20 protein-coding genes are annotated in these 23,954 nt (G+C 70.4%); 9 read left to right on the top strand and 11 right to left on the bottom strand.

The annotated features are described in order from the left end of the window. The coding region (locus H0E84_RS16800) for an Rne/Rng family ribonuclease (protein ID WP_180679791.1) at positions 1-1,761 on the bottom strand (1,761 nt) is incomplete at its 3' end. Between the two features lie 476 nt (positions 1,762-2,237). On the opposite strand from H0E84_RS16800, the gene H0E84_RS16795 reads away from it, so the two are divergent. Next, positions 2,238-3,200: an RluA family pseudouridine synthase gene (locus H0E84_RS16795; protein WP_180679790.1), complete on the top strand. Its 963-nt coding sequence runs from the start codon at positions 2,238-2,240 to the stop codon at positions 3,198-3,200. 114 nt (positions 3,201-3,314) lie between these two features. On the opposite strand, the gene H0E84_RS16790 is transcribed toward H0E84_RS16795, so the two are convergent. Beyond that, positions 3,315-3,656, bottom strand: a complete 342-nt coding sequence (locus tag H0E84_RS16790; protein WP_180679789.1) for a 4a-hydroxytetrahydrobiopterin dehydratase — start codon at positions 3,654-3,656, stop codon at positions 3,315-3,317. A 94-nt stretch (positions 3,657-3,750) separates the two neighbouring features. Here H0E84_RS16790 and H0E84_RS16785 point away from each other — a divergent pair, with 94 nt between their 5' ends. Continuing rightward, the gene (locus tag H0E84_RS16785; protein WP_180679788.1) at positions 3,751-4,344 is read left to right on the top strand and encodes an NfuA family Fe-S biogenesis protein; all 594 of its coding nucleotides are present in this window, start codon (positions 3,751-3,753) and stop codon (positions 4,342-4,344) included. Between the two features lie 16 nt (positions 4,345-4,360). Continuing rightward, positions 4,361-5,980, top strand: coding sequence for a hypothetical protein (locus H0E84_RS16780; protein WP_180679787.1), 1,620 nt, complete (start codon positions 4,361-4,363; stop codon positions 5,978-5,980). A 180-nt stretch (positions 5,981-6,160) separates the two neighbouring features. On the opposite strand, the gene H0E84_RS16775 is transcribed toward H0E84_RS16780, so the two are convergent. Together H0E84_RS16775 and H0E84_RS16770 are read right to left on the bottom strand one after the other, a co-directional pair. Next, entirely contained in the window at positions 6,161-6,604 is a 444-nt protein-coding gene (locus tag H0E84_RS16775) for a c-type cytochrome (RefSeq protein WP_345776336.1), read from the bottom strand. Next, positions 6,601-6,975 (bottom strand): c-type cytochrome, encoded by a 375-nt coding sequence (locus H0E84_RS16770; RefSeq protein WP_180679786.1) that lies wholly within the window; start codon positions 6,973-6,975, stop codon positions 6,601-6,603. The genes H0E84_RS16775 and H0E84_RS16770 overlap by 4 nt, the downstream gene beginning before the upstream one ends. 255 nt (positions 6,976-7,230) lie before the next feature. On the opposite strand from H0E84_RS16770, the gene H0E84_RS16765 reads away from it, so the two are divergent. Genes H0E84_RS16765 through H0E84_RS16755 form a run of 3 tightly spaced genes read left to right on the top strand, consistent with a single transcriptional unit; the run spans position 7,231 to position 14,929 of the window. Continuing rightward, on the top strand, positions 7,231-8,340 hold the full coding sequence (locus tag H0E84_RS16765) for an efflux RND transporter periplasmic adaptor subunit (RefSeq protein ID WP_180679785.1): 1,110 nt from the start codon (positions 7,231-7,233) through the stop codon (positions 8,338-8,340). Then, a complete protein-coding gene (locus tag H0E84_RS16760; RefSeq protein WP_180679784.1) occupies positions 8,337-11,831 on the top strand; it encodes an efflux RND transporter permease subunit in 3,495 nt (1,164 codons plus the stop codon). Before H0E84_RS16765 ends, H0E84_RS16760 begins: the two co-directional genes overlap by 4 nt. Next, complete coding sequence (locus H0E84_RS16755; RefSeq protein WP_180679783.1) at positions 11,828-14,929, top strand: efflux RND transporter permease subunit; 3,102 nt, start codon at positions 11,828-11,830, stop codon at positions 14,927-14,929. The genes H0E84_RS16760 and H0E84_RS16755 overlap by 4 nt, the downstream gene beginning before the upstream one ends. A 28-nt stretch (positions 14,930-14,957) precedes the next feature. On the opposite strand, the gene H0E84_RS16750 is transcribed toward H0E84_RS16755, so the two are convergent. The 7 genes from H0E84_RS16750 to ykgO form a co-directional block, all read right to left on the bottom strand. Then, on the bottom strand, positions 14,958-16,184 hold the full coding sequence (locus H0E84_RS16750; protein WP_180679782.1) for a TraB/GumN family protein: 1,227 nt from the start codon (positions 16,182-16,184) through the stop codon (positions 14,958-14,960). A 129-nt stretch (positions 16,185-16,313) separates the two neighbouring features. Then, positions 16,314-17,324 (bottom strand): alpha/beta hydrolase, encoded by a 1,011-nt coding sequence (locus tag H0E84_RS16745; protein ID WP_180679781.1) that lies wholly within the window; start codon positions 17,322-17,324, stop codon positions 16,314-16,316. Positions 17,325-17,401: 77 nt separating this feature from the next. Then, positions 17,402-18,037: a TetR/AcrR family transcriptional regulator gene (locus tag H0E84_RS16740; RefSeq protein ID WP_180679780.1), complete on the bottom strand. Its 636-nt coding sequence runs from the start codon at positions 18,035-18,037 to the stop codon at positions 17,402-17,404. A gap of 122 nt (positions 18,038-18,159) precedes the next feature. Further along, the gene (locus H0E84_RS16735) at positions 18,160-19,044 is read right to left on the bottom strand and encodes a carbon-nitrogen hydrolase (protein WP_180679779.1); all 885 of its coding nucleotides are present in this window, start codon (positions 19,042-19,044) and stop codon (positions 18,160-18,162) included. Between the two features lie 82 nt (positions 19,045-19,126). After that, the gene (locus tag H0E84_RS16730; protein WP_180679778.1) at positions 19,127-20,164 is read right to left on the bottom strand and encodes an agmatine deiminase family protein; all 1,038 of its coding nucleotides are present in this window, start codon (positions 20,162-20,164) and stop codon (positions 19,127-19,129) included. Positions 20,165-20,207: 43 nt separating this feature from the next. Beyond that, the gene (locus H0E84_RS16725; protein ID WP_180679777.1) at positions 20,208-20,537 is read right to left on the bottom strand and encodes a hypothetical protein; all 330 of its coding nucleotides are present in this window, start codon (positions 20,535-20,537) and stop codon (positions 20,208-20,210) included. Positions 20,538-20,721: 184 nt separating this feature from the next. Beyond that, a complete protein-coding gene (gene ykgO, locus H0E84_RS16720) occupies positions 20,722-20,847 on the bottom strand; it encodes a type B 50S ribosomal protein L36 (protein WP_010342887.1) in 126 nt (41 codons plus the stop codon). A gap of 157 nt (positions 20,848-21,004) precedes the next feature. Between ykgO and cmk the strand changes: the two genes are divergently transcribed. From cmk to H0E84_RS16705, 3 genes are all read left to right on the top strand, one after another. Beyond that, complete coding sequence (gene cmk, locus H0E84_RS16715; protein WP_180679776.1) at positions 21,005-21,682, top strand: (d)CMP kinase; 678 nt, start codon at positions 21,005-21,007, stop codon at positions 21,680-21,682. A gap of 191 nt (positions 21,683-21,873) precedes the next feature. After that, positions 21,874-23,565 carry a 30S ribosomal protein S1 gene (rpsA, locus tag H0E84_RS16710; protein ID WP_180679775.1) on the top strand — a complete coding sequence of 564 codons (1,692 nt, stop codon included), beginning with the start codon at positions 21,874-21,876 and terminating at the stop codon, positions 23,563-23,565. A gap of 68 nt (positions 23,566-23,633) precedes the next feature. After that, positions 23,634-23,936, top strand: coding sequence for an integration host factor subunit beta (locus H0E84_RS16705; RefSeq protein WP_180679774.1), 303 nt, complete (start codon positions 23,634-23,636; stop codon positions 23,934-23,936). Positions 23,937-23,954: the final 18 nt, after the last annotated feature.

The following is a 23,954-nucleotide window of genomic DNA, read 5'->3' as shown; positions in this document are numbered from 1 at the left end:
GGACGCGCGGGTGGCAGCGCCGGCACCGGCGGGCTCGCCCGCGAACAACGTCTTCAGCCACGCCACGAAGCCACCGCCGGCCGGCGCCGCAACGGGCATCGGCGCGGGGGGCGGCGCCTGTTCGGCGACGGCCTCCTCGCGCGGTTCGCGCACCGGCGCCGGCTGCGCCGGACGCACGGCGGTGACCGCGGCCGGCGGCGGCACGTTGAGGTTGGACTTGCTGAGCGCGATGGTCGCCAGCCGGCGCGGCGTGCCGCGCTGGTAGCTGGGCTTGCTGGTTTCCTCGCCGAGCTCGTTCTCGCGGATGCGGGTGACCTCGTAGTGCGGGGTCTGCAGCTGGTCGTCGGCGACGATCACGATCGGCGCATCGTGGCGGCCCTCGATCTCGGCCAGCGCCCGGCGCTTCTCGTTGAGCAGGTAGTTGGCGATCTCGGTGGGTGCCTGCACCAGCACCTGGCCGGTGTTGTCCTTCATCGCGTGCTCTTCGGCCACGCGCAGGATCGACAGCGACAGCGACTCGATGCTGCGCATGCGGCCATGGCCCTCGCAGCGCGGGCAGACGATCTGGCTGGATTCGCCGAGGCTGGCGCGCAGGCGCTGGCGCGACATCTCCAGCAGCCCGAACTTCGAAATCCGGCCCAGCTGCACCCTGGCGCGGTCGTGCTTGAGCGCGCCCTGCAGGCGGTTCTCCACCTCGCGCTGGTGCTTGCTCGACGACATGTCGATGAAGTCGATCACCACCAGGCCGCCGAGGTCGCGCAGGCGCAGCTGGCGGGCCACCTCGTCTGCGGCTTCGAGGTTGGTGTGGAACGCGGTCTCCTCGATGTCGCCGCCCTTGGTGGCGCGCGCCGAGTTGACGTCGACCGCGGTCAGCGCCTCGGTCTGGTCGATCACCAGCGCGCCGCCGGAGGGCAGGCGGATGGTGCGCTCGTAGGCATTCTCGATTTGCGACTCGATCTGGAAGCGGTTGAACAGCGGCACGTCGTCGGTGTAGTGCTTGAGCTTGCGCAGGTTGTGCGGCATCACCTGCTCGACGAACTCGCGGGCCTCGGCGTACATCTCGTCGGCGTCGACCAGGATCTCGCCGATATCGGCGCGCATGTAGTCGCGCAGCGCGCGGGTGATCAGCCGCGATTCCTGGTAGATCAGGAACGGCGCCGGCTTGCTCAGCGCGGCCTCGCAGATCGCGCGCCAGATGCTGAGCAGATAATCGAGGTCCCACTGCAGCTCCTCGGCGTCGCGGCCGACGCCGGCGGTGCGGATGATCACCCCCATCTCGTCGGGGATCTCCAGCTTGTCCATCGCTTCTTTCAGGGCGGCGCGGTCGTCGCCCTCGATCCGGCGCGAGACGCCGCCGGCGGTGGGCGAATTGGGCATCAGCACCATGTAGCGGCCGGCCAGCGAGATGAACGTGGTCAGGGCGGCGCCCTTGTTGCCGCGCTCCTCCTTCTCGACCTGGACCACCACCTCCTGGCCCTCGCGCAGCAGTTCCTTGAGGTTGGCGTTGCGGTGGTCGACCCCGGCCTGGTAGTAGTCTCGGGAGATCTCCTTGAGCGGCAGGAAGCCGTGTCGGTCGGCCCCGTATTCGACGAAGGCCGCTTCCAGCGAAGGCTCGAGGCGGGTGATACGGCCCTTGTAGATGTTGGACTTCTTCAGTTCCTGCGACGGTTGCTCGATGTCGATGTCGTAGAGCGTCTGGCCGTCGACGATGGCGACGCGCAGTTCTTCTGCCTGCGTCGCGTTGATCAGCATGCGTTTCATGGTTGCGTTCCTCGCGCGCTGCTACCGCGCGGAACGCCGTGGGCGTTTCGCCTCTGGAGACTGCGAGCTGCGCCGGTGGCCCTTTCGGGGCCTGGCAGGGCGGTGGACTGCCCCGTGCCGCGGCGCGGCTTCGGGTTTTCCAGCGCTACGACACCACGGCAGGCCGCGGGAGCGCTTGTCGTTCTCACTATCGATCTGTTGCAGGGCCGGCGGCGGCTTTCGGCATCGGGCCTGGGCGCCGCACGGGACATGTTCAGCTCCGCTCCCCAAGGGGACCGGGCGATGGCCGGGCCTGCCGTCGAGCCGCTAACATGTCCGCCCCGGGGGCGGTGGCCGCGCACTGCATCGGGATCGCGGGAGGTGGGCTTTCGGCCCGGTTTGTCCGGTTGCGCGCCGCCAGGGCGGCACGCGGGGCAACTCCCTGCGAAATCAGACCCTTATCTCGCGCGGCGAGTGTAGCAGATCAAGAGCCGCCCATGACCCGTTCAGTTCCGCCGCCGCCGCGCCAGGGGGGCGCCCGCACCGTGCGGGTGCCCGAGGACCGCGGCGGGCAGCGCCTCGACAACTTCCTGCTGGGGCAGCTGAAGGGCGCGCCGCGAAGCCTGGTCTACAAGCTGGTCCGCTCCGGCCAGGTCCGGGTCAATGGCGGCCGCGCCAAGGCCGAGCGCAGGCTCGAGGACGGCGACGAGGTCAGGATCCCGCCGGTGCGGCTGGAGGAGCAGGGCGCGCCGGGGCGGCCCGCCAAGGGGCTGCTGCAGGCGATCGAAGCCGCGATCGTGTTCGAGGACGCGCGGCTGCTCGCGCTGAACAAGCCTTCGGGCATCGCCAGTCATGGCGGCAGCGGCATCGGCTTCGGCGCCATCGAGACCCTGCGCGCCCTGCGGCCGGACGAGCCCTTCGAGCTCGTCCACCGCCTGGACCGGGACACCTCCGGCCTGCTGGTGATCGCCAAGAAGCGCTCCGCCTTGACGACGCTGCAGGCGTTGATGCGCGAGGAGGGCGGCATTACCAAGCGCTACCTGGCGCTGCTGGTGGGGCGGATGCCCGACGGCGTCATGAGCGTGGACGCGCCGCTGCACGTCGGGCTGCGCCAGGGCGGCGAGCGCCACGTTCAGGTCAACGCCGCCGGCAAGCCATCGTTGAGCCACTTCCAGGTGCTGGAGCGCCGCGGAGGCCATTCGTGGTGCGAGATCCGCATCGCGACGGGCCGCACCCATCAGATCCGCGTCCATGCCCAGCACATCGGCCATCCGGTCGCCGGCGACGACAAGTACGGCGACCCGGAGGTCAATCGCCGGCTACGCGACCAGATCGGCCTCCGGCGGCTGGCCCTGCATGCCGCATCGATGCAGTTCGCCCTCGAGGACGGCCGCGCCCCCTATGTGCTGCACGCGCCGCTGGCGCCGGAACTGGGCGAGGCGCTCGACAGGCTGACCTGACGGGCGCTGCGGACGGTATGCGGTGTCGCAGCCGTCAGTCGCGACCCGAAAAGGACCGGCTGGAACACGAGAAGCCTGTCCAGGCGCGTGACTCGTTGGTCTGCGTTCGGCTCGTCAGGCCACCAGCGCGTCGGCCTTCGCCGCGCAGATGAAGTCGTTCTCGCTCAGGCCGCCGACGTCGTGGGTGGAATAGCGCACCACGCAGCGATCGTAGTGCACCGACAGGTCTGGGTGATGGTCTTCGCGGTGCGCGATCCACGCCAGCGCGTTTACGAACGCCATGGTGCGGTGGTAGTCCTCGAAGCCGAAGCTCCGGCTCAGGGCATGGCCGTCCTCGGCCAGATCCCAGGCCGGGACCTCCGGCAGCAGCTCGCGGATGCGCGCCTCGGTAAGCCTGTGTTCGCGGCCCTTGCGCGGCACGCAGCGGGCCTGGACGAGGGGGATCAGGTCGGACATCGCATGCACTCCTGGCGGAACCGCGGTGAAACGCCGGGATTCTCGGTCCACCGGCGTTCGAAAAGTGTGAGGCTGGGCGGATAGAATAGGCGACATGATCGAGATTTCCGATACCGCGCAGACGCATTTTCGCAAGTTGCTCGAGCGCGAGGGCTCGCCCGGCCTCGGCGTGCGCCTGGCGGCGGTGGAGCCGGGTACGGTGCGCGCCGACGTGCGGCTGGAGTTCGCCGGTCCGGACGAACTGCACGGCGACGAGTGGGCGATCGACTGCGAGGGCTTCACCCTCTGGCTCGACGCCGACAGCGTGCGCTACCTCGACGGCGCCACCATCGACTACGCCACCCGGGCCACGGGCGGCCAGTTGCAGATCCGCGCGCCAAAGATCAAGGGCGAGACGCCCGACGAATCGGCCTCGCTGGTCGAGCGGGTACGCTGGCTGGTGGAGTTCGAGATCAACCCGCAGCTGGCCCAGCACCGCGGCCACGTCGCGGTGGTCGAGGTTACCGGAGACGGCGTGGTGGTGCTGCGCTTCGGCGGCGGCTGCCACGGCTGCGGCATGGCCGACGTGACCCTCAAGCAAGGCATCGAGAAGACGCTGAAGGAAAAGGTCCCGGGCGTGACCGCGGTACGCGACGCCACCGATCACGAGACCGGCACCGCGCCGTACGTGCCCCGCGGCGCGGCCTGAACGGACGCCGGCGCGAGTGTTCACCTCCGCCGAGCTGATCGAAGCCCTGCGCAGACGCCTGCGCCGCTCGATCCGTCCGCAGGCGCCCGGGCGGTTCCCGCCGGGCTGGCAGGCGTGGTTCGATGCGATGCCGGTGGAGGCCGGGGCCGTCACCGGCGCGAGCCCTGCGGCGGTGGTCGCGGTGGTGCTCGGGCGCGAACCGCCGGTTCCCGCGGTCTGGGTGCACCTCAATCGCTGGCAGGCGTTCGGTGCGCTCTGGCGGCAACAGTGGCACCCGGCCAGCACGGACGAGCGCTGGATGCGGGTGTCCGCAACCACCCTGAGCCTGCTGCTGCACATCGTTTTCTCGGCGCTGCTGCTCTGGCTGATGTACGCGCGCTTCCTGCAGGTGGCGGCACCTGCCCAGCGCGGCGAGGACACGGTGGTGGAGGTGGAGTTCATCGGCGAGGGCACGCCGGAGGACGCTGGTGCCGGTGCGCCGCAGCGGGCGGCGCAGGCGGCCGAGGGCGCCGAGCCCGCCGCTGCGCCGGAAGAACTGCCGCAGCCCGCGCCCGAGGCGGTGCTGCCACCACCCTCGGTGCCGCGCGAGGCGCAGCTGGAACCGGAGCCGGCGCCGCAGTCGCAGGAGCAGCCGCTGCAGGTCACGGAGACCGCGCAGCCGGACCTTCGTTTCGTGGTGCCGCCGCCGCGAACCGCCGACCTGGCGCAGCCACGGGTGGACATGCCCGACGTGCCGGTGCGCAGCCGCGACATCGAAGTGGTGGAGATCCGGGAGCCGCCGGTGCCGCAGGTGCGACCGTTGCCGCAGGCGCCGGTCGAGGTGCCGGACCTGGAGCAGCCCGCGGTGGAACTGGTCGAGCGCGAGATCGCGGCGCCGCTGCCTCGGCCGCGCGCCGCCCAGGTGCGCACGCCGGCGATCGCCGCCCCGGAGCTGCGGGCCGAGGCCCCGCAACTGCAGGCGCGGGAGATTCCGCTGCGGCTGCCGGCGGGGGCGCAGGCCGGCGAGCAGATCGAGCCCACTGCCGAAGCCGGCGCCGCGCCCGATCGGGGAGAGGGCTCCACGGACGCGCCGGCGGCGGCCGAAACCGCCGGCGGAACTCGCCCCGAGGCGCTGGCCTCGGGCAGCGGCGAGGCGGCGACCCCCGATGCCGGGGCCTGGGAGACGCCGCGCCGCGGCGACGACTGGGGCGAGTCCGCCCGCCAGCGGCCGGGCGGCCAACAGGGCAGCTCCAGCCTGTTCAATCCCGACGGCAGCCCGCGCCTGGCCGAGGGCAACGCGCCGGTCGGCGGCGGCCTGCCGCCGGGGACGATCACCGAGGATTACGAAAAGATCGACCGGATGGGGACGTGGCTCAAGCGTCCGCCGACGGACTACGAACCGACCAGTTTCGATCGCTTCTGGGTTCCGCACGAGTCCCTGCTGGAAGAGTGGGTGCGCCGCAGCGTCCGCACCGTGCTGATCCCGATCCCGGGGACGGGAAAAAGCATCCGCTGCGACGTCGTCACCCTCGCGCTGGCCGGCGGCTGCAGCATCACCGACCCGAACATGCAGGACGTCGAGGCGGAGGCGCGGCCGCCGCCCGACGTGCCCTTCAAGCGCGAGCTGTTCGAGGACCAGGACAGCCTGGGCGACTGAACCGCCGCGCGCCCGCCGTGCGGATCCGGGTATGGCGCCGGTGGGCGACGCCGGAACGGTTCCGGTCGGCGTGTCGGCGATCCGTGGTGCCGTCGCGGATGCGGATCTTCGCGGACATGGCCCGCTCCCGCGGGGATGCCCGGTGGACGATTCCCGGCCGCGCGGCTTCGAGTTGTCGCGTCAGTGCGCGCCCTGAAGGTCGCGGATCTGCGCCGGTCGCGAGGCGAAATAGGCGGCCAGGTCGGCGATCTGCTGGTCGTTCAGATCCTGCGCCTGGTTCGCCATCAGCGCGTGCTCGCGGTTGCCGTTGCGGTACTGCTGCAGGGCGTGGCCGAGGTAGTCGGCGTACTGGCCGCCGAGCTTGGGATAGGTCGGGTCCAGCGGTTCGTTGCCGTCGGCGCCGTGGCAGTCGATGCAGGACTGGCCTGTGGCCGCGCCCTTGGCATTGGCCTGCCGCTCGCCGGCGTCGATGCGGCCCTTGGGCAGGCCGGCCGAGGACGAGCGCTGTTCGGCGCCGTCGTCCTGGCCGCCGCCGCAGGCGGTCAGTACGGCACAGGCGGCGATCAGGCAGAGCAGGGGGAGAGGCTTGCGGGACTTGCGGTCGGTCATGGCGGCGCGGCTCACTGGTTCAGGCTGGACAGGAAGGCCGCGATATCGGCGATGTCCTGGTCGGAGAAGCTCTGGGCCTGGGCCTCCATGGTCGGATGCCGGCGCGTGCCCCGCTTGTACTCGTTCAGTGCGTTGATCATGTATTCCTGCGACTGGCCGCCGATCTTCGGCACCCGGAAGTTCGGATACGCATTCTTGTAGTTGGCGATGCCGTGGCAGCCCTGGCAGGTGTAGGTGAGCATCCGGCCGTTGTCCACCGAGCCCGGCCCTGTCGCGTCGGCCGTTGCGGTCGTGTTTGCCTGGTCCTGGGCCGGGGCCTGCTGGGCGAAGGCCGCAAAGGGAAGCGCGGCGAGAAGGCAGGCAGCGAGTTGCAGCGGTCGCGTCATGTGGTTTTCCGCAATCCTGATGGCTGAATGGTGCTTGGCTGGTACCGCAGGTTCGCGTGCGGATCGACCCCTGCACGCGATCAGGACAGTATAGCCTGCCGCCCTGTCCCAACCCAGCCTGCCGCCGCCACGGCGCGGCGCAGGGGGACCGGACGCCAGTCACCATGACCTTCGGCGCATGGTCCCGACAGGCTTGGGTGATATACATGACTACAACACCAAACGGGGTCTTCCGAAATGCTTTCGAATCAAGGGATGTCCGGCCATCGGCGATGGCCGGTGCTGTGGCTGCTGGCGGGCGCGGTGGCGCTGGCCGGATGCAATCGCGGAGGCGAGGAAGCCCAGGGCGAACCGGGGGAGGAAGCGCAGGCCCAGGCGGTGCCGGTGGAGACCGTGGCGGCCGCCAGGCGCACCGTCGCCGCGAGCTATACGGGCACCGCCTCGCTCGAGCCGCTGGCCGAGTCGCAGGTGGTCGCCAAGACCTCGGGCGTGGCGCTGCAGGTGCTGGCCGAGGAGGGTCAGGCGGTCCGCGCCGGCCAGACCCTGGTGCGCCTGGACCCCGACCGTGCGCGCCTGAACATGGCCCAGCTCGAGGCGCAGATGCGCAAGCTGGAGAACAATTTCAAGCGCTCGGAGCAGCTCGCCGCGCAACAGCTGATCAGCGCCGGCGAACACGACCAGTTGCGCTACGACCTCGAGAACGCGCGTGCCGCCCACCGGCTGGCAGCGCTGGAGCTCTCCTATACCAACGTGACCGCGCCGATTTCCGGGGTCGTCGCGTCGCGCTCGATCAAGACCGGCAATTTCGTGCAGATCAACACGCCGATCCTGCGCATCGTCGACAACTCGCGGCTTGAGGCGACGCTCAACGTTCCCGAGCGCGAGCTGGCGACGCTCAAGGCCGGTCAGCCGGTGTCGATGCAGGTCGACGCGCTGCCCGGCGTCACCTTCGAGGGACGGGTGGATCGCGTCGCGCCGGTGGTCGATGCCGGCAGCGGCACCTTCCGGGTGATCTGCGCGTTCGAAGGCGGCGACTCGCTGCAGCCGGGCATGTTCGGGCGCATCCGCATCGACTACGACCAGCGCGCGGACGCGCTGGCGGTCCCGCGCATGGCACTGCTCGACGACGAGGGCGAGCCGGCGGTCTACGTGGTCCGCGACGGCAAGGCGGTGCGCACCACGGTGGCGACCGGCTACGCCGACGGCGCCTTCGTCGAAGTCCGCGAGGGCCTGGAGCAGGGCGATCAGGTGGTCACCGCCGGCAAGGTCGCACTGCGCGACGGCAGCGACGTGCAGGTGATCGGAGCCCCCGCGGCGGCCACCGCCACGGCGGCGGCCGCCAGGACCGACGGCGACAGCCGATGAGCGCGCCGGTCGACAACCTGGCCGGCCCGCCCGACGGCCCCGGCGGCGCCGCCGCGCGCGGCGGCGTGATCGAGTTCTCCACCCGCCGCCGCGTCACCGTGGCGATGGTGACCATCAGCTTCCTGCTGTTCGGGCTGATCGCGCTCGGCGACCTGCGGGTCAACCTGCTGCCGGACCTGAGCTATCCGACGCTGACGGTCCGTACCGAGTACACCGGCGCGGCACCGGCGGAGATCGAGACGCTGATCAGCGAACCGGTCGAGGAAGCGCTGGGCGTGGTCAAGGGGCTGCGCAAGCTCAAGTCGGTCTCGCGTACCGGGCAGTCGGACGTGGTGCTGGAGTTCGCCTGGGGCACCGACATGGACCAGGCCAGCCTGGAGGTACGCGACAAGCTGGAATCGCTGCAGCTGCCGCTCGAGGTGCAGCCGCCGGTGCTGCTGCGCTTCAACCCGTCCACCGAGCCGATCCTCCGCGTGGCCCTGAGCGCGAAGGGCGAGGACGGCGACGGCGTGCGCCGGCTGACCGAGCTGCGCCGCTACGCCGACGACGACCTGAAGAAGAAGCTCGAACCGGTCACCGGCGTGGCCGCGGTCAAGGTCGGAGGCGGGCTGGAGGACGAGATCCAGGTCGAGCTGGACATGCAGCAGCTGGCGCGCATCGGCCTGCCGATCGAAAACGTGATCCAGCGCCTGCAGCAGGAGAACGTCAACCTCTCGGGCGGCCGCCTGGAGCAGGGCACGCAGCGCTACCTGGTGCGCACCGTCAATCAGTTCGCCAGCATCGAGGAGATCCGCGGCATGCTGGTGGCCACCCAGGGCGCCGGCGGCAGCGGCGGCGGCACCGACGAGGTCGCGCGTATCGCCGCGGCCTCGGGCGATGCCTCGGTGCTCGCCGCGGCGATGGCGGCGCAGAGCGCCGCCTCGGCCGACAGCCGCGCCGTCGCCGACGGGCGTCCGGTGCGCCTGCGCGACGTGGCCGAGGTGCGCCAGGGCTACAAGGAACGCGAGGCGATCATCCGCCTGGCCGGCCGCGAGGCGGTGGAACTGGCCATCTACAAGGAAGGCGACGCCAATACCGTGTCCACCGCGGACGCCGTCCACGGGCGGCTGGCACGGATCCGCGAGCAGGTCCCGCCGGACATGGAGCTGACTGTCGTCGACGACCAGTCCAAGTTCATCCGTGCCGCCATCGCCGACGTCAAGTTCGATGCGCTGCTCGGCGGATCGCTGGCGATCCTGATCATCTTCCTGTTCCTGCGCAGCGGCTGGAGCACCTTCGTGGTCGGCCTGTCGCTGCCGGTGTCGATCATCACCACGTTCTTCTTCATGGGCCAGTTCGGGCTGAGCCTCAACGTGATGTCGCTCAGCGGCCTGGCGCTGGCCACTGGTCTGGTGGTCGACGATTCGATCGTGGTGCTGGAGAGCATCGCCAAGGCGCGCGAGCGCGGCCTGGGGATCCTCGAGGCCGCCATCGGCGGCGCGCGCGAGGTCGGCATGGCGGTGGTCGCCTCCACCCTGACCATCATCGCGGTGTTCCTGCCGTTGGTGTTCGTCGACGGCATCGCCGGGCAGCTGTTCCGCGACCAGGCCATGACCGTGGCGCTGGCGGTGGGCATCTCGCTGGTGGTGTCGATGACCCTGATCCCCATGCTCAGCGCGCTCAAGGCGCGCGGGCCGATGGCGTTCCCCGACGAGCCGCCGCATCCCGACTGGCGGCCGCGGCGGCTCTGGCAGAAGCCGGTGGCCGCCACCGGGCGTGGCGTCGGTGCGGGCATCCGCTGGGTGTTCTTCGCCATCGCCTGGCTGCTCGTGCGCCTGTGGCGCGGGTTGTTGGCGGGGGTGTCGCCGGTGATGGGCAAGGCCAGCGATCTGGCGATGGCGCCCTACGGGCGCGCCGAGCGCCACTACCTGCAGGTGCTGCCCGGCGCGCTGCGGCGTCCCGGGCTCGTCCTCGGCATCGCGGCCGCCGCCTTCGCGGGCAGCCTGCTGGTCCTGCCGATGCTCGGCACGGACCTGATCCCGCAGTTGGCGCAGGATCGCTTCGAGATGACGGTGAAGCTGCCGCCGGGCACGCCGCTGCGCGAGACCGACCGCGTGGTGCGCGAAGTCCAGGCCGCGCATGCCGACGAGGAGGGGATCGAGGCGCTGTTCGGGGTCAGCGGCAGCGGCACCCGGCTCGACGCCAACCCCACCGAGAGCGGCGAGAACATCGGCAAGCTGACCGTGGTGATGACCGGCGGCGGCAGCCGCCAGCTCGAGGCCGAGCTGACCGAGCGGCTGCGAGCGACGATGGCGCGCTACCCCCAGGCGCAGGTGGACTTCAGCCGTCCGGCGCTGTTCAGCTTCTCCACGCCGCTGGAGATCGAGCTGCGCGGCCAGGACCTCGGCGAACTGGCCACGGCCGGGCAGCGCATGGCGGCGATGCTGCGGGAAAACCCCCACTACGCCGACGTGAAGTCGACGGTGGAGCAGGGCGCGCCCGAGATCAGGATCGTGTTCGACCAGGCGCGCGCCGGCGCCCTCGGCCTGACCACGCGCGCCATCGCCGACGCGGTGGTGCGCTCGGTACGCGGCGAGGTCGCCACCCGCTACAACTTCCGCGACCGCAAGATCGATGTGCTGGTGCGCGCCCGCGAGGGCGAGCGCGATTCGGTCGAGAGCATCCGCAACCTGGTCGTCAACGCGGGCGCGGCGCGGCCGGTGCGGCTGTCGGCAGTGGCGGAGGTGATCGCCACCACCGGTCCCAGCGAGATCCATCGTGCTGACCAGGTGCGGGTGGCGGTCGTTTCGGCCAACCTGCGCGACATCGATCTCGGCGCCGCGGTCGCCGAGGTCCGGCAGATGGTGGCCGAGAATCCGCTCGGCGCCGGCATCGGCCTGCACATCGGCGGCCAGGGCGAGGAACTGGCGGAGTCGATCGGCTCGCTGCTGTTCGCCTTCGCGCTGGCGATCTTCCTCGTCTACCTGGTGATGGCCTCGCAGTTCGAGTCGCTGCTGCACCCGTTCGTGATCCTGTTCACCGTGCCGCTGGCGCTGGTGGGCGCGGTGCTGGCGCTGCTGGTGACCGGCAACACGATCTCGGTGGTGGTGTTCATCGGCCTGATCCTGATGGTCGGGCTGGTGGTGAAGAACGCGATCATCCTGATCGACAAGGTCAACCAGCTGCGCGAGGACGGGGTGACCAAGCGCGACGCCCTGGTCGAGGGCGCGCGCTCGCGCCTGCGCCCGATCGCCATGACCACGCTGTGCACGCTGTTCGGCTTCCTGCCGCTGGCGCTGGCGCTGGGCGAGGGCGCCGAGGTGCGCTCGCCCATGGCGATCACCGTGATCGGCGGGCTGCTGGTGTCCACGCTGCTGACCCTGCTGGTGATCCCGGTGGTGTACGACCTGCTCGACCGCCGCGGCGACGCCCACTACCTGGAACGCGGCCGGCGCAACCGCGCGCGGCTGGCGGCGGCTGGCACGGAAGACCCGGGGGCCGAACGCGCATGAGTATCGCCGAACTCAGCCTCAAGCGCCCGGTCACCACGGTGATGCTGTTCGTGTCGCTGTGCGTAGTGGGCCTGATCGCATCGTTCCGGCTGCCGCTGGAGGCGCTGCCGGACGTGTCGGCCCCGTTCCTGTTCGTACAGCTGCCCTACGAGGGCTCCTCGCCGGAGGAGGTCGAGCGCAACGTCCTGCGTCCGGTGGAAGAGGCGCTGGCGACGATGAGCGGCATCAAGCGCATGCGCGCCAATGCGACGGCCGACGGCGCGTTCGTGTTCATCGAGTTCTCCGACTGGGACCGCGACATTTCCGTCACCGCGTCCGACGCGCGCGAGCGCATCGACGCGATCCGCGACGAGCTGCCCGACGATTTCCGCCGCTACTTCGTGCGCAAGTTCTCCACCAGCGACGAACCGGTGCTGCGGGTGCGGCTGGCCGGCGATACCGACCTGACCGGCGCCTACGATCTGATCGATCGCCAGCTGAAGCGGCGGGTCGAACGCGTCCCCGGGGTGGCGCGGGTGGAGATCAGCGGCGCGCCGCCGAACGAGGTGGAGATCGCGATCGACCCGGACCGGCTCAGCGCGCACGGCCTGGAGCTCAACGCCCTGGCCGAGCGGCTGCAGGCGACCAACTTCTCGGTCTCGGCCGGGTTGATCGAGGACGGCGGCCGCCGCCTGCGGGTGCAGCCAGTTGGCGAGATCGACGACCTGCAGCAACTGCGAGAGCTGTCGCTGAACGAGCGGGGCCTGCGGCTGGGCGACGTGGCCGACGTGCGGCTGCGCCCGGCGCGGATGGACTACGGCCGGCGCCTCGACGGCCGCTCGGCGGTGGGGCTGGACATCTTCAAGGAACGCGACGCCAACCTTGTCGAGGTGTCGAAGGCGGCGCTGCGCGAGATCGAGGCCGCCCGCGAGGCGCCCGGGCTGGGCGGGATCGAGATCAAGATCATCCAGAACCTCGGCGACGAGGTCACCGGGTCCCTGCTGGAGCTGGCCGAGGCCGGCGCCATCGGCCTGGTGCTGTCGATCGCGGTGCTGTTCTTCTTCCTGCGCCACTGGCCGTCGACGCTGATGGTGACCCTGGCGATCCCGATCTGCTTCATCATGACGCTGGGCTTCATGCATTTCTTCGGCGTCACCCTCAACGTACTCACCCTGATGGGCCTGCTGCTGGCGGTCGGCATGCTGGTGGACAACGCGGTGGTGGTGGTGGAGAGCATCTACCAGGAGCGCGAACGCTATCCGGACCGGCCCTGGTACGCGTCCATCGTCGGGACCAGGCACGTCGCCATCGCGCTTTCGGCCGGGACCGTGTGCCACTGCATCGTGTTCCTGCCCAACCTGCTGGGCGAAACCAACAACATCAGCATCTTCATGGCGCAGATCGCGATCACCATCTCGGTGTCGCTGCTGGCCTCGTGGCTGGTCGCGGTGAGCCTGATCCCGATGCTGTCGTCGCGGATGAAGACGCCTCCCGCGGTCAGCAGGTCGGACGGCCTGATCCCGCGCATGCAGGGCCGCTATGCGCGGATACTGCGCTGGACGCTCGAGCATCGCGGCTGGAGCGTGGTCGGCATCCTGCTGATCGTCGCGGTCAGCGTGGTGCCGATGACGCGGACCAAGTTCGACATGTTCGGCGGCGGCAGCAGCGGCGAGCTGCACGTCTACTACCATTGGAAGGGCAGCTACACCAAGGCGCAGATGTCGGAGGAGGTGGCGCGCATCGAGAACCTCCTGGACGAGCGCCGCGAGGAGTTCCGCATCACCCAGATCTATTCCTGGTTCTCGGAGCAGGGCGGCGCGGGGACGATGCTGACCTTCGAGGAGGGGGTGAAGGATACCGGGCCGCTGGGCGAGGCGATCAGCAAGGCGCTGCCGAAATCCGCCCGTGCCGAGATCGGGGTCGAGGACGGCAACCAGGGCGGCGGTGGCGGTGGCATGGGACAGAACGTGCAGGTGCAGCTGGTCGGCGACAGCGCCCAGCAGCTGCGCGAACTGGGCGACGACATCATGCCGATCCTAGAACGCCGGCCCGAACTGCGCGACGTCCGCCTGGACACGGGCGATCGCAACGACGAGCTGACCGTACGCGTCGACCGCGAGCGCGCGGCGGCGTTCGGGTTCAATGCGGAACAGGTCGCCGGGTTCGTCGGCCTGGCGCTGCGCGGCAGCCAGCTGCGCGAGTTCCGCCGCGGCGAGAGCGAAGTGCCCGTCTGGGCGCGCTTCGAGGGCGCGGAGAGCTACGGCGCCGAGGATATCGCCACCTTCATGGTGCGCACCCCGGACGGGCGCAGCGTGCCGCTGCTGGCGATGGTCGACATCGCCGTGATCGGCGCCGCCAACCGGATCAGCCGCACCGACCGCCAGACCACGCTCACCGTCCAGGCCAATCTCGAAGGCGAGACCACCATGCCCGACGCGCGCAAGGCGCTGGAGGAGACCCTCGACACCATCGCGTTCCCGGCCGGCTACGGCTACAGCTTCTCCGGCAGCGGCTTCGAGGACGACGAGCAGGCGATGCAGCAGATGATGATCAACCTGGTGCTGGCGCTGCTGATGATCTACGTGGTGATGGCGGCGGTGTTCGAGTCGCTGCTGTTCCCCTCGGCGATCATGAGCTGCGTGCTGTTCTCGATCTTCGGGGTGTTCTGGCTGTTCTGGATCACCGGGACCTCCTTCACCATCATGGCCTTCATCGGCATCCTGGTGCTGATGGGCGTGGTGGTGAACAACGGCATCGTCATGGTCGAGCACATCAACAACCTGCGCCGGCGCGGCATGAGCCGTACCGACGCGCTCGTCGAAGGCAGCCGCGAGCGCCTGCGCCCGATCCTGATGACCATGGGCACGGCGATCCTGGCGATGGTCCCGATCTCGCTGAGCGGCACCGTGGTGCTCGGCGGCCTGGCGTACTCGCCGATGGCGCGCGCGGTGGCCGGCGGCCTGGCGTTCTCGACCGTGGTCAGCCTGCTGTTCCTGCCGACGATCTACGCGATGCTCGACGACATGAGCAACGGTACCTCGCGGCTGCTGCGGCGCGCGCGGGGCGCACCGGCGCAGACCGGCGAGGCGGCCCCCGAGGATGGGCTGCCGGCAGGATGACGGTGCCGCCGGTCACGCCGCCGGCGGCTCAGCCGATCAGCTTGCCGAGCATCCGCAGGCCCCCGGTCCAGACCCCGATGGCGGTACCCAGGCTGGTCAGGAAGAAGTTCAGCAGCACCCGCGAGACCCGATTGCGCCACCAGCCCCGGTAGCTCTGCGCATCGTCGCGCAAGGCCATGAAGTCGGCATAGGTCGGCTTACGCAGCGAAGCTTCCACCAGCGCGCTCACCGTGCCGGATGCGAGCGCCGGGTGCAGCGGCGTGAGCGGGGAGGCGACGAAGGCGGCGAGGATGCTCAGCGGATGCCCGCCGGCGACGGCGCAGCCGATCGCCCCGAGCCCACCGGTGACCAGCACCCATTGCAGCATCAGCTCGGTGCCGACATCGAAACCACCGCGCCAGAAGCCCCAGGCGAACCCGCCGAGCAGGAAGGTCGCGAGGAACAGGGTGAACCAGGGGACCGAGGACTTGGGCTTCACCGATTCCAGCCCGGCGCGCACCTCCGCCGGTGGGTCCGCGTCCTCGCGCAGGTGCCGCGCCAGCCCCTGCAGGTGCCCGGCGCCGACCACCGCCAGGACCTCGTACGGATCCGCTTCGCGGTCGACCGGCGAGGGAGCGCTCTCGCGCAGGCGCGCGCCCATGTAGCGGTCGCGCTCGGCGATGACGGTGTCGTACAGCGCCGGCGTGTCGGCCGCGAACTCGCCGAATGCCGCCTCGAGCATGTCGCCTTCCTTGAGCTTCTCGATTTCCTGCTCGCCGAGCTCCTCGTCGAAGAACATGCCCGCGAACAGACCGCCGCCGAGCTTGGCGCGCCCCCACCAGCCCAGCCGTTGCGAGGCGCGCTTGAAGGTGAGGCCGACGTCGCGGTCGATCAGGTGCAGTGGCAGCCCGCGCGCCTGCGCGTCCTGCGCCGCGGCCTTCAGTTCGGCGCCGGGTTCGACGCCCAACTGCTCGGCAAGGCGCCGCTGGTAGGCCGCCAGGGCCAGGTGCGCGGCGAACAGCGCCGCCTTGCCTTCGCGGAGCACCTTGACCAGGTCCATCCGCGCCAGCGCGTCGGGCTGGGTGAGTGCCTGCATCCGTGCCGGATCGAGCTCGATGGCGACCGCATGGAAGCGGTCGCTGGCGATCGCGGCGCGCACCGCGTCGACGCTGGCGCGGGAGACGTGGGCGGTGCCGAGAAGGGTATAGCGCACGCCGTCGCGTTCGACGATGGCATGCGGCTGGCCGTGCAGGCCGTCGTTCCGGGGTTCGGTCATGGGGTTCGGGAGCCGGGGGCGGGGACCCGCCCGGGACGGGCGGGACGGCCGCGTGCGCGGCGACAACGGCGCCGCAGCATAGAGGCTGGCGACGCCGCCGGCAAACCCGGGCGGCCCCGCCGAGCGCGGTCAGCGCGTGCGTTCCAGGGCGGCGAAGTAGCGGTCGAGCTCGTCGCGTCCGTCCGCCGGCACGGCACGGGCACCGCGGACCGCCTGCGCCTCCGCCGCGACGGCGTCCACGGCCGCCGCCACCACCGACGGATCCCGGAGCAGGCGGCGATGGCCCAGCCCGGCGGTCCGATGCAGCAGCGCCTGCGGCCATCGCGCGGCCAGCGCTTCGCTGTCGTCGATCGGAACTTCCGCATCGTCGCGGTCGTGGACCACCAGCAGCGCGGGCAGCGCGTGCGCCTGCGGAAGGTGCATGATCTCGAAATCGCTCCACGGACGCCCGAATTCGCGTTCTACCCGCGCCCGGAAGCGCTCCATCACCGCCGTGCTGATGCCGAGCGCCGAGGCGAACGGCGCCATGTAGCGCTGCGGGTTCACGAACGGCGCGATGAAGACCATCCGCGGCGGCGGCGTCCAGCCGTCGCGGACCGCAAGCGTGGCCGCGGTGCAGCCGCTGGAGTGCGCGATCATCCCGCTGAACGGTCCGGCCGCGGCCTCGGCCTCGCGCAGCGCGGCTGCGAACTCGAGGAAACTCACCCGGCGGCCGCCGAGCCGGCTGGGCGCGGACCCGCCGTGGGCGGGGGCGTCGAACGCCACCACGCGCAGGCCGCGCGCAAGCAGCGGCGGCACGAAGGCGCGCAGCTGGGCGGCGCGCCCGCCCCATCCGTGCATCAGCACGACCGCGGGATCGCGCTCGGCGCCCCAGGACCAGGCCGCCACCCGGCGCCCGTGCACGCGCAGCGGCAGCCGTTCGCCGCCCGCCAGGAAGGCCGCGCCCTCGGGCCGCAGCGGCAGGCGCGGTGGAGTGAACCAGATCCGCATGACCAGCCGTTCCGCAGCGCGCGGCGATGCCAGGCAGAGTGCGCGCATCGCGCTACGCAGCAGTGCGGTGCGCCAGTCGTCGGGGATCCACGGAATCGTCGGGGGCGGCGTGGCGCTGTCGGCGACGGCCGGGGGCGAAACGCTGTTCATGCGCGGGGCTCCTGATAGTTCGAACGATCGTGCTTTTTTTTTGGGGAGATCGAAGCGGCGTCGAGTGCACGATCGCCTCAGGGATCGGAGGGGACGGGAGCGCCGGTGTCCCTGGCGCCATAGGCGCGCAGCAGGCGGCGTAACGCCTCTTCGCCGCGCGCGTGGGCCGGGGCATGGCCGAACAGCCCGGAATCGAAATGCACGATCAGAGCGATCGAGTACAACTCGAACGACATTTGCTCGGGGTCGGTCCTCGCCTCGAGTTCGCCGCTGTCGACCGCCAGCCGCACCGCGTGCGCGATCTCAGCGCGCCACTGCTGCTGTTGCCGGATCACGTGGTCCCGCAACACGCCGGGCCGGTCGTCGTATTCGCCCACGGCGCCCAGGAGAACACAGCCGCCGACGGTGGTGCGGCCCCATTCGAGCCAGTTGCGCATGATCGCGCGCAGCCGCGGGAGGCCACGCCGCGCCTTGAGCGCAGGCATCAGCACGGCGTCGACGAAGCGCCTGCCGGCCAGTTCGAGCACCGCCAACTGCAGATCCTCGCGGGAACCGAAGTGGGCGAAGACGCCGCTTTTCGACATGCCGACCTGGTCGGCGAGGCTGCCGATGGTCAGGCCCTCGAGGCCGTTGGCCGAAGCGAGCTCGAAGGCGCGCGCGAGGATGATCTCGCGGGTGGCGGCGCCCTTGGTGGCGGTGGCGGTGGCGACCATGGCCGGATAAAAGCACGACCGTTCGTTCGGGTCAAGTGCCGCCGGTCGGCATCGCATCCGATCGTTCGACCCGTGGCGGGCCCGGCAGCGATCGGTACGCGCGGTCGGCCCCGGGCGGGGGCTCAGTCGATGTAGCGGCGCTGCAGGTCCGCGTAGGCGTCGATGCGGCGGTCGCGCAGGAATGGCCAGATCCGGCGCACGTGCTCGCTGCGCGCCAGGTCGACGTCCGCCAGCAGCACTTCGGGGTCGCCGCCTGCCTCGGCGATGAACTCGCCCTGCGGGCCCAGCACGTGGCTGTTGCCCCAGAAGTCGATCCCGGCCGCGCCCAGCGGCGAGGGTTCGTGGCCGACCCGGTTGCAGGAGAGCACGGGCAGGCCGTTGGCCACCGCGTGGCCCCGGTGGCTGAGGATCCAGGCATCGCGCTGGCGCTGTTTTTCCGCGTCGTCGTCGCCCGGATCCCAGCCGATCGCGGTCGGGTACAGCAGTAGTTCCGCGCCCGCCAGCGCCATCAGCCGTGCGCCTTCCGGGTACCACTGGTCCCAGCACACCAGCACGCCGAGGCGGCCGACCGAGGTGTCCACCGGGGTGAAACCGAGGTCGCCCGGGGTGAAGTAGAACTTCTCGTAGAACCCCGGGTCGTCCGGGATGTGCATCTTGCGGTAGCGCCCGGCGATCGTGCCGTCGGCCTCGAAGACCACGGCGGTGTTGTGGTAGAGGCCGGCGGCGCGGCGCTCGAAGAGCGAGGCCACCAGCACCACGCCGTGTTCGCGCGCCAGCGTCGAGAGCCGCTCGGTGCTGGGCCCCGGGATCGGCTCGGCCAGGTCGAACTCGTCGACGCTCTCGTGCTGGCAGAAATAGGCGCCGTTGTGCAACTCCTGCAGCAGCACCAGGCGCGCGCCGGCCGCCGCCGCCGCCGCCACGCGCTCGCCGATCACCGCCAGGTTGGCGTCGGCGCTGCCGTGGTTGCGTTCCTGGACCAGGGCGACCGAAAGACGCTTGTGCTTCATGCGACGCAGGCTCGAGGGGGTGGAGCGCAAGTCTACGCGCGGCGGCGTGTCCGGCGCGGAAACGCCGGCCCCGCGCAACGGGTCAGAGCGCGACGCTGCCGGCCGGCAACTGCATGGTCAGGCAGTGGAGGCTGCCGTTCTGCCAGATCAGCGCACGGCAGGGCACCGGCACGATCTCCCGGGCCGGGAACGCGCGCTGCAGCACGGCCCGTGCCTCGGCATCGGCCGGGTCGTCGTAGGCTGGCATCAGCACCGCATCGTTGACGATGAGGAAGTTGGCGTACGAGGCCGCCAACCGCCGCGCGCCGTCGTGGATCGGTCGTGGCCATGGCAGCGGGAACAGGCGATAGGGCCGGCCCTGGCGGTCGCGCAGCGCGGCCAGTTCCGCGGCCATTGCCGCGAGTTCGGCGTGGTGCGCATCGTCCGGATCGTCGCAGGCCTGGTGGACGATGGCATCGGCGGCCGCGAAGCGGGCCAGGGTGTCGATGTGGGCGTCGGTGTCGTCGCCCTCGAGGTAGCCGCGATCGAGCCACAGCACCCGCTCCTGCGCCAGCCACTCGCGCAGCCGCTCCTCCAGTTCACCACGGCCGAGACCTGGGTGACGCTCGTGGAGACAGCGCCAGGTCGTCAGCAGCGTCCCCTGGCCATCGGTCTCGATGGCCCCACCTTCCAGTGCAAAATCAATTGATTGCAGATCATTCCCAGAAAACTCCGGAAGTTCATGCAGGCGTCCGGCCAGGCGATCGTCGCGGCCGGCCTCGAACTTGCCGCCCCAGCCGGTGAAGCGGAAGTCGAGCATCCGGAAGCCGCCGCCGTCCTCCAGGGTGACCGGGCCGGAGTCGCGCAGCCAGGTATCGTCGTAGTCGAGCCCGAGGAAGCGCACCCGCGCCATGTCGACCCGGGCCGAGGCGAGCCGCGCCCGGGCATAGGCCTCGACGTCGGCGTCGGCGACGCAGATCAGCGCCGGCTGGTAGCGGGTGATCGCCGCCACCAGGGCGATGTAACTCTCCTCGACCTCGCCGAGCCGGTCGGCCCAGTCGGTCTCCGCGTGCGGCCATGCCAGCAGGATCGCGGACTGGGATTCCCACTCCGCGGGGAAGCGCAATGCGGTTCCGGTCATCGGCCGGTCGGCGGAACCGCCAGGGCGGGCGAGGGCATGCGGGTCAGCGGATCGCCGGCTTCGGGCCGACCTCGTTGCCGGCCGCGCGGTTGACCACCGCATCGACCACCCGGTCGCGCTCGAAGTACACGGTGAAGGCCGGATACACCCAGCGGTTGATGGTCGGCCATTGCCGCTTCTGGCCGCCGCGGGGGTCCAGCCTCTGGGCGGGGGCGCCGAAGCGCGCCTCGACGTCCGCCATGCGCATGCCGCGCGCGGGCAGGGCACCCTCGGGCTGCGCTTGGGCGCGGTCGATCAGCAGGATGTCGGCCGATGCGGTCCCGGCGACCGCCAGCAGGGCCAGCAGGGGCAGGGCAAGGACAGGACGTTTCATGGCACGGCTCCTCGTTTGGACGGCCGATTGTAAGCAGAATCCGCGCGGCTGCAGCCGTTGCGGGGCCGCGAGAAGCGGCGGGATGTCGCAAAACGGAGCACCAGAACCGAGAACGGGGCCGCATCGCTGCGGCCCCGTCCTGGTGCGGGCGGCTGGAAGCGCCGGCCGCGGCCCCGCCGGCGCCTCAGCGCTGGCGGGCCTTGAACCGCGGGTTGGACTTGCAGATCACGAAGACCTTGCCGCGACGACGAACGACCTTGCAGTCGCGGTGACGGGCCTTCGCCGACTTCAGGGAGGACAGGACCTTCATGACGGAACCTCGGAGCGGTTATGGCGGAATCAAACCGGCGATGATACAGGGCCCGAGCTACCCCGGGCAAGCACGGGCATCGCCCGGACGAGAGACGCGTCGCGGTGGCCGCCGAGTCCGGATAATGGCGCCTCCCGACCACGAGCCAGGCCCCCCGATGCCCGAGACCCCCGAGATCCCCGTGCTGACCATCGATGGCCCCTCGGGCTCAGGAAAGGGCACCATCAGCCGCGCCGTGGCCGCGCGCCTGGGCTGGCACTACCTGGATTCCGGCGCCCTGTACCGCGCCATCGGGGTGGCGGCGGGCTGGGCGGACCTGGACCTGGCCGATCCTGCGGCGCTGGTCCGTTGCGCCTTCGACACCGACATCGGCTTCCGCCCGGACGCCGCCGGGGAGCCGCGGGTGGTGGTCAACGGCGTCGACGCCACCGATGAACTGCGCACCGAAACCGCCGGGGCCGCCGCATCCGCCATCGCCGCCATTCCGGAGGTGCGGGCGGCGCTGCGTGACCGCCAGCGCGCCTTTCGCAGGCCGCCGGGGCTGGTCGCGGACGGGCGCGACATGGGCACGGTGATCTTCCCCGATGCCCGTCGCAAGGTGTTCCTGACGGCGAGCGCCGAGGAGCGCGCGGAAAGACGCTATAAGCAGTTGAAGGACAAGGGGGTTTCGGTTACATTGGACGGTCTGCTGCGCGAGATTCTCGCCCGCGACGCCCGTGACGCCAGTCGCGCGGTGGCGCCGCTGCGGCCGGCCGACGACGCCGTCCGCATCGACACCACCGGACTGGGGATCGATACGGTCGTCGAGCGCGTCCTCGCACTGATGCATCCGTAGCCGCCGCAGGCGGCCATGGTTGTCCGGTCGGCAGAACAGCCCCGTCGGTCCGCCGGCGGATTCCGTTTCACCTCCCAACACTCACGGCCATACGCATCCCGCAACGGCCGACCAACGGGTGGACCGCCGCGCGCAGCCGAAGTTCCATCTCGCGCCGCCGCGGTCTGTGTCATCAACCGAGTAACCAGACAATGACCGAATCATTCGCCGAACTGTTCGAACAGAGCCAGGGCAACCTGGCCAAGCTGAAGCCGGGCTCCATCGTCACCGGTATCGTGGTGCAGGTACGCACCGACGTGGTGGTGATCAACGCCGGCCTCAAGTCCGAGGGCATCGTCCCGATCGAGCAGTTCCGCAACGACGACGGCGAGATCGACATCGCCGAGGGCGACACCGTCAAGGTGGCGCTGGACGCGCTGGAGAACGGCTTCGGCGAAACCGTGCTGTCGCGCGAGAAGGCCAAGCGCGCCATGGTGTGGGACGAGCTCGAAGAAGCGCTCGAGAAGAACGAAACCGTCACCGGCCGTATCAGCGGCAAGGTCAAGGGCGGCTTCACGGTCGACATCAAGGACGTCCGCGCATTCCTGCCGGGCTCGCTGGTCGACGTGCGCCCGGTCCGCGACCCGGTGTACCTGGAAGGCAAGGAACTCGAGTTCAAGCTCATCAAGCTGGACCGCAAGCGCAACAACGTGGTGGTCTCGCGCCGCGCGGTGGTCGAGAGCGAACATTCGGAAGAGCGCGAGCAGCTGCTCGAGAAGCTGGTCGAGGGCGCGGTGCTCAAGGGCGTGGTCAAGAACCTCACCGACTACGGCGCGTTCGTGGACCTGGGCGGCATCGACGGACTGCTGCACATCACCGACATGGCCTGGAAGCGCGTGCGCCATCCGTCCGAGGTGGTGAACGTGGGCGACGAGCTGGAAGTGCGCGTGCTCAAGTACGACCGCGAGCGCAACCGCGTCAGCCTGGGCCTGAAGCAGCTGGGCGAGGATCCGTGGGACAACATCGCCCGCCGCTATCCGTCCAACACCCGCGTGTTCGGCAAGGTCAGCAACGTCACCGACTACGGCGCGTTCGTCGAGATCGAGCCGGGCGTCGAGGGCCTGGTGCACGTGTCCGAGATGGACTGGACCAACAAGAACGTCAACCCGCAGAAGGTCGTGCAGGTCGGCGACGAGGTCGAGGTCATGGTGCTGGACGTGGACGAGGAGCGCCGCCGCATCTCGCTGGGCATGAAGCAGGTCACGTCCAATCCTTGGGAGACCTTCGCCGCGATCCACAAGAAGGGCGACAAGGTCGAAGGCCAGATCAAGTCGATCACCGACTTCGGCGTGTTCATCGGCCTGGACGGCGGCATCGACGGCCTGATCCACCTGTCGGACATGAGCTGGAACACCAGCGGCGACGACGTGGCCCGCAACCTCAAGAAGGGCGACACCCTGCAGGCAGTGGTGCTGGCCGTCGATCCGGAGCGCGAACGCATCAGCCTCGGCGTCAAGCAGATGGAGCAGGATCCGTTCGGCCAGTTCATGGCTTCGCATCCGAAGGGCTCGAAGGTCAGCGGCACCGTGCGCGAGGTCGATGCCAAGGGCGCCATGGTCGACATCGCCGAGGGCGTGGAAGGCTACGTGGCCGCCCGCGACATCAGCGACCAGCGCGTCGAGGACGCCAGCCAGCACCTCAAGGTCGGCGACACCATCGAGGCCAAGTTCGTGGGCATGGATCGCAAGGGCCGCACCCTGCAGCTGTCGATCAAGGCCAAGGACGAGGCCGAGAGCGCCCAGACCCTGGCCGAGTACAACAAGGTCGCGGCTGAGGCCTCCAGTGGCACCACCAAGCTCGGCGCGCTGCTGCGCGAGCAGCTGGAAGGCAACAAGTCCGAGTGAGTGCGCGCGTCGGCGGCCCGGTATGGACCGGGCCGCCGGCCGCCTTCCTGATGCGGAAACCGGTGCCCATGACCAAGTCGGAACTGATCGAGATCCTCGCCGAGCGGCAGGCCCACCTCAAGGCCGACGACGTCGACCTGGCGGTGAAGTCGCTGCTGGAGATGATGGGCGGCTCGCTGGCCCACGGCGAGCGCATCGAGATCCGCGGTTTCGGCAGCTTTTCGCTGCACTACCGCCCGCCGCGCACTGGCCGCAACCCGAAGACCGGGGATGCGGTGGCGCTGCCGGGCAAGCACGTCCCGCACTTCAAGCCAGGCAAGGAGCTGCGCGAACGCGTCAGCGACGTAGTTCCTCTTCCGGCGGACGACTGAGCGCGCTTGCAGCCGTCG

The sequence above is a fragment of the Luteimonas salinisoli genome (assembly GCF_013425525.1).
In the GTDB taxonomy this organism is placed as follows: Bacteria; Pseudomonadota; Gammaproteobacteria; order Xanthomonadales; family Xanthomonadaceae; genus Luteimonas; species Luteimonas salinisoli.
This window is presented reverse-complemented; position numbering and strand designations above follow the sequence as displayed.

What these genes read in the sequence shown, in the direction of transcription:
- H0E84_RS16795 (WP_180679790.1), top strand. Translation starts at nt 2,238, where the DNA reads ATGACCCGTTCAGTTCCGCCGCCGCCGCGCCAGGGGGGCGCCCGCACC.
- H0E84_RS16790 (WP_180679789.1), bottom strand. Translation starts at nt 3,656, where the DNA reads ATGTCCGACCTGATCCCCCTCGTCCAGGCCCGCTGCGTGCCGCGCAAG.
- H0E84_RS16785 (WP_180679788.1), top strand. Translation starts at nt 3,751, where the DNA reads ATGATCGAGATTTCCGATACCGCGCAGACGCATTTTCGCAAGTTGCTC.
- H0E84_RS16770 (WP_180679786.1), bottom strand. Translation starts at nt 6,975, where the DNA reads ATGACGCGACCGCTGCAACTCGCTGCCTGCCTTCTCGCCGCGCTTCCC.
- H0E84_RS16765 (WP_180679785.1), top strand. Translation starts at nt 7,231, where the DNA reads ATGTCCGGCCATCGGCGATGGCCGGTGCTGTGGCTGCTGGCGGGCGCG.
- H0E84_RS16760 (WP_180679784.1), top strand. Translation starts at nt 8,337, where the DNA reads ATGAGCGCGCCGGTCGACAACCTGGCCGGCCCGCCCGACGGCCCCGGC.
- H0E84_RS16755 (WP_180679783.1), top strand. Translation starts at nt 11,828, where the DNA reads ATGAGTATCGCCGAACTCAGCCTCAAGCGCCCGGTCACCACGGTGATG.
- H0E84_RS16750 (WP_180679782.1), bottom strand. Translation starts at nt 16,184, where the DNA reads ATGACCGAACCCCGGAACGACGGCCTGCACGGCCAGCCGCATGCCATC.
- H0E84_RS16745 (WP_180679781.1), bottom strand. Translation starts at nt 17,324, where the DNA reads ATGAACAGCGTTTCGCCCCCGGCCGTCGCCGACAGCGCCACGCCGCCC.
- H0E84_RS16740 (WP_180679780.1), bottom strand. Translation starts at nt 18,037, where the DNA reads ATGGTCGCCACCGCCACCGCCACCAAGGGCGCCGCCACCCGCGAGATC.
- H0E84_RS16735 (WP_180679779.1), bottom strand. Translation starts at nt 19,044, where the DNA reads ATGAAGCACAAGCGTCTTTCGGTCGCCCTGGTCCAGGAACGCAACCAC.
- H0E84_RS16730 (WP_180679778.1), bottom strand. Translation starts at nt 20,164, where the DNA reads ATGACCGGAACCGCATTGCGCTTCCCCGCGGAGTGGGAATCCCAGTCC.
- H0E84_RS16725 (WP_180679777.1), bottom strand. Translation starts at nt 20,537, where the DNA reads ATGAAACGTCCTGTCCTTGCCCTGCCCCTGCTGGCCCTGCTGGCGGTC.
- ykgO (WP_010342887.1), bottom strand. Translation starts at nt 20,847, where the DNA reads ATGAAGGTCCTGTCCTCCCTGAAGTCGGCGAAGGCCCGTCACCGCGAC.
- cmk (WP_180679776.1), top strand. Translation starts at nt 21,005, where the DNA reads ATGCCCGAGACCCCCGAGATCCCCGTGCTGACCATCGATGGCCCCTCG.
- rpsA (WP_180679775.1), top strand. Translation starts at nt 21,874, where the DNA reads ATGACCGAATCATTCGCCGAACTGTTCGAACAGAGCCAGGGCAACCTG.
- H0E84_RS16705 (WP_180679774.1), top strand. Translation starts at nt 23,634, where the DNA reads ATGACCAAGTCGGAACTGATCGAGATCCTCGCCGAGCGGCAGGCCCAC.